This is a genomic window from Pseudomonas sp. GW822-FHT03F04 (assembly GCF_058801405.1).
In genome coordinates this window covers 505,467-521,186 of the sequence record NZ_JBXANF010000001.1, presented here as the reverse complement: position 1 = coordinate 521,186, position 15,720 = coordinate 505,467, and the positions used below count along the sequence as shown (strand labels likewise).

General features: G+C 63.2%; 11 protein-coding genes. All 11 read left to right on the top strand.

Annotated features, from left to right (window positions below; all coding sequences use genetic code 11):
* The 11 genes from tssH to AC1RMX_RS02420 all read left to right on the top strand — a co-directional run bounded on the left by tssH (position 1) and on the right by AC1RMX_RS02420 (position 15,703).
* A complete protein-coding gene (gene tssH / locus AC1RMX_RS02470; RefSeq protein ID WP_493070290.1) occupies positions 1 to 2,658 on the top strand; it encodes a type VI secretion system ATPase TssH in 2,658 nt (885 codons plus the stop codon).
* A 10-nt stretch (positions 2,659 to 2,668) separates the two neighbouring features.
* A complete protein-coding gene (locus AC1RMX_RS02465; protein WP_493070288.1) occupies positions 2,669 to 4,195 on the top strand; it encodes a sigma-54 interaction domain-containing protein in 1,527 nt (508 codons plus the stop codon).
* A gap of 93 nt (positions 4,196 to 4,288) precedes the next feature.
* On the top strand, positions 4,289 to 4,429 hold the full coding sequence (locus tag AC1RMX_RS02460) for a hypothetical protein (RefSeq protein ID WP_003229566.1): 141 nt from the start codon (positions 4,289 to 4,291) through the stop codon (positions 4,427 to 4,429).
* 18 nt (positions 4,430 to 4,447) lie between these two features.
* On the top strand, positions 4,448 to 5,641 hold the full coding sequence (gene tagH / locus AC1RMX_RS02455; protein WP_096817222.1) for a type VI secretion system-associated FHA domain protein TagH: 1,194 nt from the start codon (positions 4,448 to 4,450) through the stop codon (positions 5,639 to 5,641).
* 5 nt (positions 5,642 to 5,646) lie between these two features.
* The gene (gene tssJ / locus AC1RMX_RS02450; protein WP_102620680.1) at positions 5,647 to 6,147 is read left to right on the top strand and encodes a type VI secretion system lipoprotein TssJ; all 501 of its coding nucleotides are present in this window, start codon (positions 5,647 to 5,649) and stop codon (positions 6,145 to 6,147) included.
* 2 nt (positions 6,148 to 6,149) lie between these two features.
* Positions 6,150 to 7,481 (top strand): type VI secretion system baseplate subunit TssK, encoded by a 1,332-nt coding sequence (gene tssK, locus AC1RMX_RS02445; protein WP_096817226.1) that lies wholly within the window; start codon positions 6,150 to 6,152, stop codon positions 7,479 to 7,481.
* Between the two features lie 5 nt (positions 7,482 to 7,486).
* Positions 7,487 to 8,362, top strand: coding sequence for a type IVB secretion system protein IcmH/DotU (gene icmH, locus AC1RMX_RS02440; protein ID WP_007954389.1), 876 nt, complete (start codon positions 7,487 to 7,489; stop codon positions 8,360 to 8,362).
* A gap of 13 nt (positions 8,363 to 8,375) precedes the next feature.
* Entirely contained in the window at positions 8,376 to 11,915 is a 3,540-nt protein-coding gene (gene tssM, locus AC1RMX_RS02435) for a type VI secretion system membrane subunit TssM (RefSeq protein WP_102620681.1), read from the top strand.
* The gene (locus tag AC1RMX_RS02430; protein WP_011336583.1) at positions 11,915 to 12,643 is read left to right on the top strand and encodes a PP2C family protein-serine/threonine phosphatase; all 729 of its coding nucleotides are present in this window, start codon (positions 11,915 to 11,917) and stop codon (positions 12,641 to 12,643) included. Before tssM ends, AC1RMX_RS02430 begins: the two co-directional genes overlap by 1 nt.
* Positions 12,640 to 13,641, top strand: coding sequence for a serine/threonine-protein kinase (locus AC1RMX_RS02425; RefSeq protein WP_096817229.1), 1,002 nt, complete (start codon positions 12,640 to 12,642; stop codon positions 13,639 to 13,641). Before AC1RMX_RS02430 ends, AC1RMX_RS02425 begins: the two co-directional genes overlap by 4 nt.
* A 28-nt stretch (positions 13,642 to 13,669) precedes the next feature.
* Positions 13,670 to 15,703: a type VI secretion system Vgr family protein gene (locus tag AC1RMX_RS02420; protein WP_493070286.1), complete on the top strand. Its 2,034-nt coding sequence runs from the start codon at positions 13,670 to 13,672 to the stop codon at positions 15,701 to 15,703.
* Positions 15,704 to 15,720 lie beyond the last annotated feature (17 nt).

Here is a 15,720-nt window from a genome sequence, read left to right as displayed (position 1 = left end):
ATGATCAACGTAGACCTGCAACAACTCATCCAGGCGCTGGACGCCGAAACCCGTCGCGATCTGGAGCGTTCGGCCGAGCGCTGCGTCGCTCGTGGCGGCAGCAAGATTCTGGTCGAAGACCTGATGCTGGGCCTGCTGGAGCGCCCGAACGGTCTGCTTTCCCGCGCGCTGCAAGATGCCGACGTTGACGCTGGCGAACTGAGCGCCGCTCTGCAATCGCGGGTTGAACACAGCGCTTCGCGCAACCCGGTGTTCGCGCCGGAGCTGGTGCAGTGGCTGCAAGACGCGCTGCTGGTGGCCAACCTTGAACTGGGCCAGACCTCGGTCGAAGATGCGGCGCTGATCCTCGCGCTGCTGCGCAACCCGATGCGCTACGCCGGCAGTCGCTACCAGCCGTTGCTCGCCAAACTGAACATCGATCGCCTGAAAGAATTTGCCCTGTCGCAACAGCCGCAAGCAGCGGCCAGCGGCAAGCCGGCCGCCCAGGGCGAATCGCTGCTGGAGCGCTTCACTCACAACCTGACCCAACAGGCCCGCGACGGCAAACTCGATCCGGTGCTGTGCCGCGATGGCGCGATCCGCCAGATGGTCGACATCCTCGCCCGTCGCCGCAAGAACAACCCGATCGTGGTCGGTGAAGCCGGTGTCGGTAAAACCGCCATCGTCGAAGGCCTGGCCTCGCGCATCGCTGCCGGTGAAGTGCCGCAAGTGCTCAAGGGCGTCGAGTTGCTGTCGCTGGACATGGGCCTGTTGCAGGCCGGCGCCAGTGTCAAAGGTGAATTCGAGCGTCGTCTGAAAGGCGTGATCGACGAGGTCAAAGCCTCGCCGAAGCCGATCATCCTGTTCATCGACGAAGCCCACACCCTGATCGGCGCGGGTGGCAATGCCGGCGGTTCCGACGCGGCCAACCTGCTGAAACCGGCGCTGGCCCGTGGTGAACTGCGCACCATCGCCGCGACCACCTGGGCCGAGTACAAGAAATACTTCGAGAAAGACCCGGCACTGGCCCGTCGTTTCCAACCGGTTCAGCTGCACGAACCGACCGTGAGCGAAGCAGTGACCATCCTGCGTGGCCTGGCTCAGGTCTACGAGAAGAGCCACGGCATTTACCTGCGCGATGATGCGGTGGTGTCGGCAGCGGAACTGTCCGCACGTTACCTCGCCGGTCGCCAACTGCCGGACAAAGCGGTCGATGTACTCGACACCGCCTGCGCCCGCGTTCGCATCAGCCTCGCCGCTGCCCCGGAAAGCCTGGAGCGCCTGCGTGGCGAGCTGGCTGAAGGTGGCCGTCAGCGCCAGGCCCTGCGCCGCGATGCCGAAGCCGGTCTGCTGATCGACCACGAAGCGCTGGATGCACTGGAAGCGCGTCTGGACGAAGCCGAAGACGAAATGGTCGCACTGGAAACCCTGTGGACCGAGCAGAAACAACTGGCCGAGCGCCTGCTGGAACTGCGTCAGCAACTGGCCAAGGCCCGTGAAGCCGCTGCGGTCGAGCCGGTTGTCACCGTTGAGGAAGACGCCGAAGGCACCGTGATCGAAACCCACGCAGCCGAAATCGACGAGGCCCTCAGCGTCGAAGCGCTGGAAGCGCAACTCAACGAAACCCACGGCGCCCTGACCGCCGCTCAGGTCAAGGAGCGTCTGGTCAGCTTCGAAGTCTGCCCGCGTCTGGTGGCCGAAGTGATCAGCGCCTGGACCGGCGTACCGCTGGCGCAACTGGCCCGCGAACACAACGCCAAAGTCGCAAGCTTCGCCACTGACCTGCGCACCCGCATCCGTGGTCAGGAACAAGCCGTCCACGCACTGAATCGCTCGATGCGCGCCACCGCTGCCGGTCTGAACAAGCCTGACGCACCGGTCGGCGTGTTCCTGCTGGTGGGCCCGAGCGGCGTCGGCAAGACCGAAACTGCTCTGGCACTCGCCGACCTGTTGTACGGCGGTGACCGCTTCATTACCACCATCAACATGTCCGAGTTCCAGGAGAAGCACACTGTTTCCCGCCTGATCGGTGCACCGCCAGGCTACGTCGGTTACGGCGAGGGTGGCATGCTCACCGAAGCCGTGCGCCAGAAGCCGTACTCGGTGGTGCTGCTCGATGAGGTCGAGAAGGCCGACCCGGACGTGCTCAACCTGTTCTACCAAATCTTCGACAAAGGCGTGGCCAACGACGGCGAAGGGCGCGAGATCGATTTCCGCAACACGCTGATCCTGATGACCTCGAACCTGGGCAGCGACAAGATCAGCGACCTCTGCGAAGACGGCGCGCGTCCGACCGCCGAAGTGCTGGAAGAAACCATTCGCCCGGTGCTCAGCAAACACTTCAAACCGGCGCTGCTGGCGCGGATGAAAGTGGTGCCGTACTACCCGGTCGGCGGCCCGGTGCTGCGCGAGTTGATCGAGATCAAACTCGGTCGTCTGGGCGAGCGCCTGAACCGTCGTCAGCTGGATTTCAGCTGGTGCCAGAACCTCGTCGATCACCTGTCCGAGCGCTGCACCCAGAGCGAAAGCGGTGCGCGCCTGATCGACCACTTGCTCGATCAGCACGTGTTGCCGCTGGTGGCCGACCGCTTGCTCGACGCCATGGCCACCGGTGAAAGCCTCAAGCGCGTGCATGCGACGCTCGACGGCGACGCCAGCGTGACCTGCGAGTTCGCCTGAGGTGAGTGTGATGTTCACTCAAGTGCCGCAGCCACTGCTCTATGCCGAAGCCTTGCTGGCGCAGTTCGCCAGCCTGTCGCGCTCGGCGGACGGTGCTGCGCTGCTGGGTGACTTCGTGCGGGGCGTGGCCGGGTTGAGCGGTTGCGAATTGACGCAGCTGTACCTGCTCGACGCCACGCACACCAGCCTCGGAATGAACGCCGAGTGCCTCGACGGCTTGCTGCAACCGCGTGGTGCGGCGAGCCTGCCGGCGGATTACAACGGCGAGCAATTGCTGCAGTTCGCCCTGTGCCAGAACCGCGTGGTGTGCCTCGACGACCTGGGCGGCAGCCTGCACGAAACCAGTTTCCTGCCGGCATCGTTCGCGGCGTGGCAGTCGCTGTTGTGCGTGCCGCTGGTCAACGGGCAGAAGGCGGTCGAAGGCCTGTTGCTGTGCGCCAGCCGTCGCCACATCAACCTGCAAGGGTTTGCCGATTCCCTCGGTCAGCTCGGCTCGTTCGTGCTCGGTCAGTTGCATTTGCTGCAACGTCTGCGGCAACCCATGGATGCGGCGGCGCCAGTGGTGCGCAGCCTGCCGAGTGCCAGCGGCTACGGCCTGATCGGCAAGAGCGCAGCGATGCGCCAGACCTACTCGCTGATCAGCAAAGTCCTGCACAGCCCGTACACCGTGCTGTTGCGCGGCGAGACCGGCACCGGCAAGGAAGTGGTGGCGCGTGCGATCCACGATTGCGGCCCGCGCCGGTCTCAGGCGTTCATCGTGCAGAACTGCGCGGCGTTCCCGGAAAACCTGCTGGAAAGCGAGCTGTTCGGCTACCGCAAAGGCGCATTCACCGGCGCCGACCGCGACCGCGCCGGGCTGTTCGACGCGGCCAATGGCGGGACCCTGTTGCTCGACGAAATCGGCGACATGCCGCTGGCGTTGCAGGCCAAATTGCTGCGGGTGTTGCAGGAAGGCGAGATTCGTCCGCTGGGTTCCAACGACACCCACAAGATCGACGTGCGCATCATCGCCGCGACGCACCGCGACCTGTCGGTGCTGGTCAGCGAAGGCAAGTTCCGCGAGGACTTGTACTACCGCCTCGCGCAATTCCCGATCGAGTTGCCGGCCCTGCGTCAGCGCGAAGGCGACATCCTCGATCTGGCCAAGCACTTCGCCGACAAGGCTTGCGTGTTTTTGCAACGGGATCCGGTGCGCTGGTCGGAAGCGGCGCTGGATCACCTGTCCGGTTACACCTTCCCCGGCAACGTGCGCGAACTCAAAGGTCTGGTCGAACGGGCAGTGCTGTTGTGCGAGGGCGGCGAGTTGCTCGCCGAGCACTTTTCGCTGCGACTGGAACCGGCGCCGGCGCCGGAAGACCACTGCGGCCTCAATCTGCGCGAACGACTGGAAGCGGTCGAACGCAATCTGCTGCTCGATTGCCTGCGCAAGAACGACGGCAACCAGACGCTCGCCGCCCGGGAACTGGGCTTGCCCCGGCGCACGCTGCTTTACCGGCTAGGCCGTTTGAACATCAATCTGGGTGACTTCGATGGGTAGGCAAAAGTCCGTCGGTTTCACCTCGTCCGCTTATATCAGCGCCGCCCGAAAGGGTCGGCGCTTTGTGCTTTGTCTACACCTGGAGACCCTCTGATGTCTGTTCGTCACTGGCACGCTGTCCTGCTGACCCTCGTCGTTCTATGCGGCCTCGGCGGCTGTAGCGGCAATTACAAATTCAACGATAACGATTACCGCCCATTGGGTGATCCGCAGGCGGTCAATCGCGGCAAGTGACCGCAAGGAGCATCAAACATGGAATTGGTTTTCGAAATGCTGAACACCAAGCAGTTCGTGCCCACCGAGCTGTGCCAGCGGACCTTCAAACAGGCCGGCGGCGTGATCGGGCGGGGTGAGGACTGCGACTGGATCATCCCTGACCGCAAGCGTCACTTGTCCAACCACCACGCGATCGTCAGTTATCGCGAGGGCACGTTCTTCCTGACCGACACCAGCAGCAACGGTGTCCAGGACGGCGACAGCGGCGCACGCCTGCACAAGGGCGAACCGGTGCGCATCGAGCACGGCAGCACCTACGTGCTGGGCGACTTCGAGATTCGCGCGCGTCTGGTGCGCGACCCGGCGACCTTCGACGGTGAAGCGGGCCTGCCACGGGCCGCCGGCACCATCATTCCGGACGACGCGTTCCTCGACCTCGACCCGCTGAAGTCGCTGGAGCAGCAAGAGCGCGTGTACTCGGAATTCGAGGAAATGCTCGCGCCGGTCACCGACCCTGAAGACTCCCGTCAGCGCGCCGACTATGCGCGCATCGACATGGAAAGCCTGATGGTGCCGGAGCTGATCGTCGAGCCCAAGCCTGAACCTGCGCCGGCACCGAAAGAGGTCGAGCGTCAGCCACAGGGTTTCTGGGATCACTTCGGTGCAGCGCTGGGTGTCGATCTGAAAGGCCTGAGCCATGACGAGCGCGAAGCGCTGGCGGTCAATGCCGCACGTCTGCTGCGCCAGAGCATCGGCGGCCTGCAACAGAGCCTGCGCACCCGCTCCGAGCTGAAAAACGAACTGCGTCTGGCACAGACCACCGTGCAAGGCACCAACAAGAATCCGCTGAAATTCGCCGTCGATCCGAGCGAAGCGCTGGACATCCTGTTGCAGCCGCACAAGCCTGGCCACTTGCCGGCCGAGCAGGCGATCTCCCGTGCGTTCCGCGACTTGCAGGCGCATCAGGTGGCGCTGCTGACCGCCAGCCGCGCGGCGGTGCGCGGCACGCTGGAGCACTTCTCGCCGGAGCAGTTGACCCTGCGTTTCGAGCGCGACAACAAGCCGTTGCTCGCCACTTCCGGCGGCCGCTGGAGAGCGTTCAACCGCTACCACCACGCGCTGCGTCAGGACGATGAGTGGAGCGAGCGCCTGCTGGCCCGCGACTTCGCCCAGGCTTACGAAGAACAGATCCGCCTGATCTCCACCCTCCACACCGACCACCAAGGATGATGCGCATGTCTCGCCGCTCGACCGCTTTTTTCCAGACGCTGACCGCGCTCACCCTGTTGGTGCTGCTCGCCGGTTGCTCGTCGATGTCGCCGTATTCGAAAGTGACCAAGATCAACCTCAAGATCACCGGCAGCGATCAACTGAACCCGGACCTCAACGGGCGTCCGTCGCCGATCGTGGTGCGCCTGTTCGAACTCAAGCACCCGGTGACCTTCGAGAACGCCGATTTCTTCAGCCTCTATGAGCGCGCCAAGGAATCCCTCAACCCGGACCTGGTGGCCAGCGAAGAACTCGAACTGCGCCCGGGTGAAACCGTGGAACTGAAACTCAGCGTGGAGGAGGGCAGCCGCTACATCGGCATCCTCGCCGCCTACCGTGACCTGCCGGAAACCAAGTGGCGCCACACGTTCCCGATCACGCCGCTGGAAGTCACCGAAGCCGATCTGACGCTGGACCAGGCCGGTATCCGCAAAACCAACGAAGTGCTCGCCAAGGCGGATGACTGATCATGAATACCCATAAAGTCATCTGGCAGGAAGGCATGCTGCTGCGTCCGCAGCACTTCCAGCACAACGACCGCTACTACGATCACCAGATGAAGACCCGCACCCAGTTGCTGGGCGGCTACACCTGGGGTTTCCTGAATCTCGAGATCGACTTGCAGTTCCTCAACATGGGAAAACTGGTGATCAGTGAAGCCTCGGGGATCCTGCCGGACGGCAGCCTGTTCGAACTCGGTGGCAACACCGAACCGCTGGCGCTGGACGTGCCGCCGAACACCGGCAACATGCCGATCTACCTGGCGCTGCCGCTGGTCACCGGTAACCACATCGAGGCCCGTCGCCCGGAGCAGTCCGACGTGCTGGCGCGTTACACCGCTTATGAAACCGAAGTGGCCGACTCCAACGCCGGCGACGATTCGGCGAGCCAGGTCAAATGCGGTCGCCCGGACTTCAAGCTGTTGCTCGGCGAGCAGCAGAGCGACCAGGCTTACGTGAAACTGAAGATCTGCGATGTACTCGACACCACGCCGGACGGCGTGATCAGCCTCGACCCGGACTTCGTGCCGACCTACATTCAGGCCCACGCTTCCAGCTACCTGCTGTCGTGCCTGAAAGAAGTGATCAGCATGCTCGGTCACCGTGGCGACACCATTGCCGAGCGGATTCGTTCGAACGGCAAGGTCGGCGGCGCGGAAATCGGCGACTTCATGATGCTGCAACTGATCAACCGCACCGAACTGCTGCTGCGCCATTACCTGGGCCTGGAGCAGGTTCACCCGGAAGAGTTGTACCGCACGCTGCTGACCATGCTCGGCGATCTGGCGACCTTCTCCAGCGACAGCAAACGCCCGCGTCTGGACAGCCGTTACTCCCACGCCGACCAGGGTGCGAGTTTCCGCAAACTGATGGAGTCGATCCGTCAGGTGTTGTCGATGGTGCTGGAACAGCACGCCATCGAGCTGATCCTGCAAGCGCGTCAGTACGGGATCATCGTGTCGCCGCTGCACGACCACAAACTGCTGGGCTCGGCGTCGTTCGTGCTGGCAGCCAGTGCCAACTGCGACTCCGAAGAACTGCGCAACCGCTTGCCTGCGCACCTCAAGGTCGGCCCGGTGGAGCGCATCCGCCAACTGGTCAACCTGCACTTGCCGGGGATCAAGGTCAAACCGTTGCCGGTGGCCCCGCGGCAGATCGCGTTCCACTCGAACAAAACCTATTTCATCCTCGAACTCAGTTCCGAAGACCTGGCACAACTCGAGCGCTCCGGCGGCTTCGCGTTCCACGTGTCCGGCGAATTCGCCGAGCTTGAACTGAAATTCTGGGCCATCAGGAACTGACCGACATGATCAAGGACATGGAACACAACCAGGACGATAAAACCGTCCTGCTCGACCGTCAGGGCCATGGCCCGGCGGCGAGTCCGCTGACCGACTTCGCTGCGCCACCGCGTTTCGAACAACTGGAAGAACGGATGATCTACGCCGCGCGCCTGCGCCCGGCGGAGGCCTTCAACATCAGCCTGAATTCGCTGGTGGCGGCGTCGTCCGAACTGCTGTCGGAAGTGGTGCGCCTCAAGCACAGCGAAACCCGCGAAGACCTCTACGCGCTCAACGAGCGCCTGACCGCCGGGCTCAAGCTGTTTGAAGTGCGCGCCCTGCACAACGGCGCCGAAAGCAGCCAGGTGATGGCCGCGCGTTACGTGCTCTGCACCGTGGTCGACGAAGCCGTCGTGACCACGCCGTGGGGCAACGAAAGCGAGTGGTCGCAGATGAGCCTGCTCAGCAGCTTCCACAACGAAACCTTCGGTGGCGAGAAGTTCTTCCAGCTGCTCGATCGGCTGTCGAAAAACCCGGTCAAGCACCTGCCGATGCTGGAGCTGATGTACCTGTGCCTGTCCCTCGGTTTCGAGGGCAAGTACCGCGTACAGGCGCGCGGCATGCTGGAACTCGAAGGCATCCGCGACGCCCTGTACCGGCAGATCCGTCAGTTGCGTGGCGACGTGCCGCGCGAATTGTCGCCGCAGTGGGAAGGCCTCAACGATCAGCGCCGCAACCTGGTGCGCATCGTGCCGGCGTGGATGGTGGTGCTGTTCACCTTCGTCTGCCTGGTGATGATGTATTCGGGTTTCGCCTGGGTCTTGGGCGAGCAGCGCGACACCGTGCTGCAACCTTATCAGCCGCTTGATCCGGCCGCGGTCCAGCCGCAGTCGCAGCCGTAAACAGGGACGTGTGATGAAAAAGTTTTTCAAGAAAGTCGGCGCCTTCCTGCGCCAGACCTGGGTCTGGACCTTGCTGCTGGTGCTGTTCGTGGCCCTGCTGGTGTGGTTCGTCGGCCCGTTGTTGGCGGTGGATGACTACAAGTTCTGGGAAGGTTCGACCTCCCGGTTGCTGACCATCAGCGTGCTGTTCCTGATCTGGGGCCTGACCATGGTCTTCGTCAGCTGGCGCGCCGGTATCCGCAAGAAAGCCGTCGAAGAAACCGAAGATGGCCAGGACCGTATCCGTCGTGACGACCTGATCGAAGAAGAGCAGAAAGAGTTGAAGGAGCGTTTCAAGGACGCCCTGAAAACCCTGAAGACTTCGAGCCTGTATCGCGGCCGCAGCGAGCGCTGGCGCAGTGACTTGCCGTGGTACTTGCTGATCGGCCCGCAGGCCAGCGGCAAGACCAGCCTGTTGGACTTCTCCGGGCTGGAATTCCCGATCAACAAGATCGACCGCAAGCTGACCCGTGACACCCACGGCACCCGTCATTGCGACTGGTACTTCGCCGATCACGGTGTGCTGATCGACACCGCCGGCCGCTACCTGACCCAGCCGGATTCGGAAGTCGACGGCAGCGCCTGGACCACTCTGCTGGAACTGCTGCGCAAGCGTCGTCGTGGCCGTCCGCTGAACGGTGTGCTGGTGACCATTCCGGTGGAAACCCTAACCAGTGGCAGCGAGCAGGACATCGACACTCTGGCTCGCCAGGTGCGTGCGCGTCTGCAAGACGTCTATCAGAAGCTGCACGTCGATGTGCCGGTGTATCTGGTGCTGAGCAAGGCTGACAAGCTGCTGGGCTTCGACGAGTTCTTCGACCAACTGACCCGCGAAGAAAGCGATCAGGTGCTGGGTACCAGTTTCCGCAAGGATCAGGTCGGCACCGACGTGGCTGTGCTGCGCAGCGAGTTCGAAGAGCTGCTGCGTCGCCTCAACAGCCAGGTGATCATGCGCATGCACTCCGAGCGCGACACCCAGCGCCGTGGCCGCATCCTCGACTTCCCGCACCAGATGGGCCAGATCGGCGAGCGCCTGTGCCTGTTCGTCGACATGGCGTTCACCGGCAACCGCTACCAGCGTGCGACGCAACTGCGTGGTTTCTACCTGACCAGCGCACCGCACCTGACCCACGAAATGGATTCGACCACCGCCGGCATCGGCGCGAGTCTGGGCATGAGCGCCGGCGTGCTGCCGACGCTGCGCAGCGGTCGTTCGCGTTTCATCCACCACTTGCTCAGCCGGGTGATTTTCCCGGAGGCTGATCTGGCCGGTCTGGACAAGCGCGAACGCAGCCGTATCCATTGGGGCCAGCGTGCGTTGTACGTCGGTGCATTGGGTGCACTGGCGCTGTTCGGCATGCTCTGGGCCGGTGGTTTCTCGGCCAACTACGAGCGTCTGGAAAACCTGCGCAATCTGGCGCAGAACTGGACCCAGCAACGCACGGCACTGTCGCCGCGCGATGACGCCATGGGCACGCTGAAAACCCTCGACACCAGCTACGCCGCGACTCAGGTGTTCCCGAAGAAGGGCGACGCTGCGTACCACGAGCGCGTTGGTCTGTATCAGGGCCAGGACGTCAATCCGGTGGTCAAGGAAGCGTACGAGCGCGAGCTTGAAAAGCAACTGCTGCCACGAGTTGCAACCATGCTCGAAGGCCAGATCCGCGCCAACATGAAGGACCGCGAAAAGCTGATCAACAGCCTGCGCGCGTACCTGATGCTGAACATGAAGGATCGTCGCGACGCGGCATGGCTCAAGGACTGGGTCGCCACCGACTGGTCGCAGCGCTACACCGGCAACACCGCGGTGCAGAACGGTTTGAACGCGCACCTTGAGCGTCTGCTGAAGCTGCCGTTTATCTACCCGCTCAACGAGCAACTGGTGACTCAGGCGCGTCAGGTTCTGCGCAGTGAATCGCTGGCAAACGTGGTTTACCGCATGCTCCGTGAGCAGGCGCGCAACCTGCCGGACTATCGCTTCAGCCAACATCTCGGCCCGCAGGGCTCGCTGTTCATCGGCACCGAATACGTGATCCCGGGCTTCTACACCCAGACCGGTTATCAGCAGTATTTCTCGGTACAGGGTTCGGCGCTGGTGACCGACATCCTGCGTGACAACTGGGTGCTGGGCGAAGGCGCGGGCATCAGCGACATGGATCTGCGTCGCCTGATGGTCGAGCTGGAGCAACTGTACTTCCGCGACTATGCCAACTACTGGAGCGAGGCCGTTGGCCAGGTGGCACTGCCGCCGATCAGCGATGCCGGTGAAGGCGCCGAGCAACTGGCGGGCCTGACCTCGGCCAACTCGCCGGTGCTGGCGCTGTTGACTGAAGTGCGCGAAAACACCCGTTTCCAGGCAGCCCCTGAGCCGGTGGATGAAGCCGGTGACGCCGCCGATGCGCTGGCGGGGCAGAAGGGCAAACTGGGCAAGGTCGGCAAACTCGCTTCCGCTGTCGCGGACAAGGCTTCGGCCATGAACGTGGCGAAGAACCTGCCGGACACCGCCAAGAAGTCCCTGCAACGTCGCTTCGAACCGCTGCACAAGCTGCTCGACGACAACAACGGCCCGGCCGCTGACCTGACTCCGGCATTCGCCGCGCTCAACGACCTGCAACTGCAACTGGCGGGCCTCGCCCGTTCCAGCACGCCGGAGCAAGCCGCGTTCGAACTGGCCAAGACCCGCATGAGCGGCCAGCGTGATGCGCTGACCAACCTGCGCAATGCGTCGGGTCGTCTGCCGCGTCCGCTGAGCGTGTGGTTCAACGTGCTGGCCGAAGACTCGTGGCGCCTGGTGCTCAACGATGCCTACCAATACCTGAACGGTCGTTATCAGAGCGAGCTGTACAGCGTGTATGGCAAGACCATCAACCAGCGTTACCCGTTCAGCGCGTCGAGCACCAGCGACGTGGCGATCAGCGATTTCCGCGAGTTCTTCCGGGCTCAAGGCACCATCGACCGCTTCTTCGACAGCTACATGCGTCCATTCGTCAGCGGTGATCCGGGCAGCTACCGGATGCGCAGCATCGACGGTCGCAGCCTGCCGGTGTCCAAAGTCTTCCTCGACCAGATGGCGGCTGCACTGAACATTCGCCAGAGCTTCTTCTCGATCAACCCGGCCGAGCCGACCGTGCAGTTCAAGCTTGAGCCGTACACCCTCGATCCGGCCGTCAGCCGTTCCGAGTTCAAGTTCGGCGACAAGACCATGGAATACCGCCACGGTCCGATCCTGCCCATGAACTTCAAGTGGCCGACCGATGCTGAAGACGGTCGCACCAGCCTGGTCATGGACAAGATGGCCGGTCGCCCGATCGGTATCGAGAAGAACTCCGGCCCGTGGTCGCTGTTCCGTCTGTTCGACCTGATGCAGACCGAATACCTGACCGGTCGTGACGTGCTGGTGCTGAAAGCCGACGTGGGTGGCCTGCGCGCCAACTACCTGCTGACCAGCCAGCGCACGCCGAACCCGTTCGACATGGGCGTGATGCGCACCTTCCGTATGCCGGTGCAGCTCTGATGCTGGTGGCCAGTCCCTGGCGCAGCGCGGCGCGAACCGACCCGGGCAAGGTGCGGTCGCGCAACGAAGATGCCTTCCTCGACACCCCGCAGCATGGGCTGTGGGTGGTCGCGGACGGCATGGGCGGTCATCAGGGTGGCGACATTGCCAGCCAGTTGATCGTCGCCAGCCTGGCTGAACTGCCGCAGCACGAGGACTTCGACGAACGCCTCAAAGCTATCCGCCAGTGTCTGCACTGGCTGAACCGGCGCCTGGGGCAAGAGTTGACCGTCACCGCCGGGCGTCACGACAGCATCATGGGCAGTACCGTCGTGGCGCTGCTGGTGGACGGCAATCGCGCGGCCTGCATCTGGGCCGGCGACAGCCGTTGCTACATGTGGCGCGGGCAGCGGTTGTATCAGCTGTCGAAGGACCATTCGCTGCAGCAACAACTGATCGACGAGCAACAGATGAGCGTCGAACAGGCAGCGGCGCACCCGGCAGCCCAGGCCTTGACCCGGGCGGTCGGCGCGGCGGAACAACTGACCCTGGATGTGCTGGAACTCGAGGTCTATCCGGGCGATGTGTTCCTGCTGTGCAGCGATGGTTTGTATCAAGGCTTGAGCAGCGATGCCCTTGGCAACGCTCTCAGCCTGGCGGCGCCGCATGTGGCGCTGGAACGTCTGTTCGACGGTGCCCTGCGGGGTGCCGCTCGCGACAATCTGACTGCCGTGGTGATCCGCCAATGACTGAAATCGAATCCTCAGTCGACGACTTGTTGATGAGCGAAGAGCAGGCCAACAACCTGACCTACTTCGCCTTCGCCAAGGAAAACAAGGCAGAGCCTTTGCTGGCGCCAACCAAGGCCAGCATCGGTGCACTGCCGGACGTACTTGCCGGCCGCTATCACCTCGAGCGTCTGCTCGGGGCCGGCGGCATGGGTGCGGTTTACCGGGCCCGGGATCTGCTGCACGAACAGTTCGGCGATCCTGATCCTTACATTGCGCTGAAAATCCTCAGCGAAGAATTTGCCGAGTCGCCGGACGCCAGCGCCTTGCTCTACAGCGAGTTCGCCCTGACCCGACGCCTGCGCCACGACAACGTGCTGCGACCGCACACGTTCGAAGTGGACACTGATTGCCAGCGTGCCTTCATCACCATGGAACTCATGCGTGGCCTGACCCTGGACAAACTGCTCTGCGAGCGGCCGCTGGGCCTGCCGTGGAAAGAACTGCGCGACATCGCGCTGCCGCTGCTCGACGCGCTGGCCTACGCCCACCGTCGCGGCGTGCTGCACGGTGACATGAAACCGAGCAACGTCATGCTCTGCGAAGACGGCGTGCGCCTGTTCGACTTCGGTCTCGGGCAAGCCGAGGAGGGCATCCTGCCCGGCCTGCCGCACCTGAGCCGCGAGCGCTTCAACGCCTGGACCCCGGGTTACGCCGCCCCCGAACTGCTTGAGGGCCAACCGCTGTCGGCCAGCGCAGACGTGTACGGCGTGGCCTGCGTGATCTATGAACTGGCGGGCGGCAAACACCCGTTTCGCCGCTTGCCCTCGACCCAGGCCCGTGACGAACACCTGGATCGCGAACTGCAAGCCCCGGCAAATCTGCCGACACACTGCTGGCCCGCGCTGCGCACCGCGCTGGCCTTTGACGCGGCAGAGCGCAACATTTCTGCCGACCAATTGCGTGACGCCTTGGGCGCCACTTCGTCCTGGCTGCAGCGTTTGCGGCTGAGGGCGTAACGGATGACATTCGAACAGGGAGCACACTATGTTCAACCCAGCTAACGAAACGCACTTCAGCCTGACGGTCGAAGACTACGTAGGCGACCTGCAAGTCCTGTCGTTCACCGGCACCGAAGGCATCAGCCAGCCGTTCCGTTTCGACCTGGAACTGGTCAGCGAAAACCCGGATCTGGACCTGGAAAAACTCCTGCACAAACAGGCATTCCTCGCCCTCGACCCGCAAGGCTCGGGCATCCACGGCCAGATCTACCGCGTCGCCCAGGGCGATGCCGGCAAGCGCCTGACCCGCTACAAAGTCTCGCTGGTGCCGCAGCTGCAATACCTGCATCACCGCACCAACCAGCGCATCTACCAGCAGATGTCGGCGCCGAAAATCATCGCGCTGATCCTCGACGAGCACGGCATCAAGGGCAACGCCTACAGCTTCCAGCTCAGCCAGCCGTGCCCGGATCGCGACTACTGCGTGCAGTACGACGAAACCGACCTGCATTTCGTCCAGCGCCTGTGCGAAGAGGAAGGGATTCACTACCACTTCCAGCACAACCCGAAAGGTCACCTGCTGGTGTTTGGTGATGACCAGACCGTGTTCCCGAATCTCGGCCAGCCGACCGCGTATGTGCAGGGCAGCGGCATGGTCGCCGAAGAGCCGGTGATCAAAGGCTTCCGGCTGCGCCTGGAAACCCGCACCAGCCGCACCACCCGCCGCGACTACGACTTCGAAAAGCCGCGCCTGCAAATGGAAGCAGCCTACAAACCGGACGGCGAAAGCACTGAACCGGATCTCGAAGACTACGACTACCCCGGCCGCTTCATCGACCGCGCGCGGGGCAAGTTCCTCAGCCAGCGCGCCCTCGAACGCCACCGCGCTGATTATCGTCAGGCCGAAGGTCGCGGCGACCAGACCAGACTGGTCAGCGGCCACTTCATGGAAATGTCCGACCACCCGCGCAGCGAGTGGAACGACCTGTGGCTGCTCACCGAAATCTTCCACGAAGGCAAACAGCCGCAAGTCCTCGAAGAGTCGGTGACCAGCGACACCACCGACAACAAGGACGACTTCCACCAGGGCTACCGCAACACCTTCCTCGCCACCCCGTGGGACGTGTTCTACCGCCCGGCCCTCGAACACCCGAAACCCCGCGTGCTCGGCAGCCAGACCGCCATGGTCACCGGCCCCAAAGGCGAAGAAATCCACTGCGACCAATACGGCCGCATCAAGGTGCAATTCCACTGGGACCGCGAAGGCCTGGCCGACGACAAGACCAGCTGCTGGCTGCGCGTCTCCAGCAGTTGGGCCGGCGACCGCTACGGCGCCATCTCCATCCCGCGCATCGGCATGGAAGTCCTCGTCACCTTCCTCGAAGGCGACCCCGACCAACCACTGGTGACCGGCTGCCTGTACCACAAGGAAAACCCGGTGCCCTACGCCCTCCCGGCGAACAAAACCCGCACCGTCTTCAAAACCCTCAGCTCCCCGGGCGGCGGTGGCTACAACGAACTGCGCATCGAAGACAAAAAAGGCGCCGAACAAATCTTCATCCACGCCCAGCGCGACTGGGACGAAAACGTTGAGCACGACCAGAAAATCCGCGTCGGGAATGAACGCCACGACACCGTGGTGAAGAACACCTACACCGAACTCAAGGCCGAAGAACACCGCACCACCATCAGCGACCGCAAGATCGAAGCACGGATGGACGACCACCTGACCATTGGTGAGAACCAGCATGTGAAGCTCGGGACGGCGCAACTGACGAGTGCCGGGAAAGAGATTCACATCAAGGCTGGGGACAAGATTGTCATTGAGGCGGGGACTGAGCTGACGATTCTCGGCGGCGGCAGTTTCATCAAGCTGGATGGCGGTGGTGTGACCGTGGTTGGGCCGGTGGTGAAGATTAATGCTGGCGGGTCGGCGGGGAGTGGCACCGGGATCGGGATTAAACCGCCGGTGTTGCCGGGGGCGGCGGATAAGGATAAGGCGGGGAGTTTGATGGATCAGGCGATTGCGAATGCGCCACAAGAATTGAAGCCTGAAGTGGATTATCCGTTTTCGCTCTGAAGTCAGCGCATGACGGA

Coding starts and splice junctions, on each gene's coding strand:
- tssH (WP_493070290.1), top strand. CDS start 1: ATGATCAACGTAGACCTGCAACAACTCATCCAGGCGCTGGACGCCGAA.
- AC1RMX_RS02465 (WP_493070288.1), top strand. CDS start 2,669: ATGTTCACTCAAGTGCCGCAGCCACTGCTCTATGCCGAAGCCTTGCTG.
- AC1RMX_RS02460 (WP_003229566.1), top strand. CDS start 4,289: ATGTCTGTTCGTCACTGGCACGCTGTCCTGCTGACCCTCGTCGTTCTA.
- tagH (WP_096817222.1), top strand. CDS start 4,448: ATGGAATTGGTTTTCGAAATGCTGAACACCAAGCAGTTCGTGCCCACC.
- tssJ (WP_102620680.1), top strand. CDS start 5,647: ATGTCTCGCCGCTCGACCGCTTTTTTCCAGACGCTGACCGCGCTCACC.
- tssK (WP_096817226.1), top strand. CDS start 6,150: ATGAATACCCATAAAGTCATCTGGCAGGAAGGCATGCTGCTGCGTCCG.
- icmH (WP_007954389.1), top strand. CDS start 7,487: ATGATCAAGGACATGGAACACAACCAGGACGATAAAACCGTCCTGCTC.
- tssM (WP_102620681.1), top strand. CDS start 8,376: ATGAAAAAGTTTTTCAAGAAAGTCGGCGCCTTCCTGCGCCAGACCTGG.
- AC1RMX_RS02430 (WP_011336583.1), top strand. CDS start 11,915: ATGCTGGTGGCCAGTCCCTGGCGCAGCGCGGCGCGAACCGACCCGGGC.
- AC1RMX_RS02425 (WP_096817229.1), top strand. CDS start 12,640: ATGACTGAAATCGAATCCTCAGTCGACGACTTGTTGATGAGCGAAGAG.
- AC1RMX_RS02420 (WP_493070286.1), top strand. CDS start 13,670: ATGTTCAACCCAGCTAACGAAACGCACTTCAGCCTGACGGTCGAAGAC.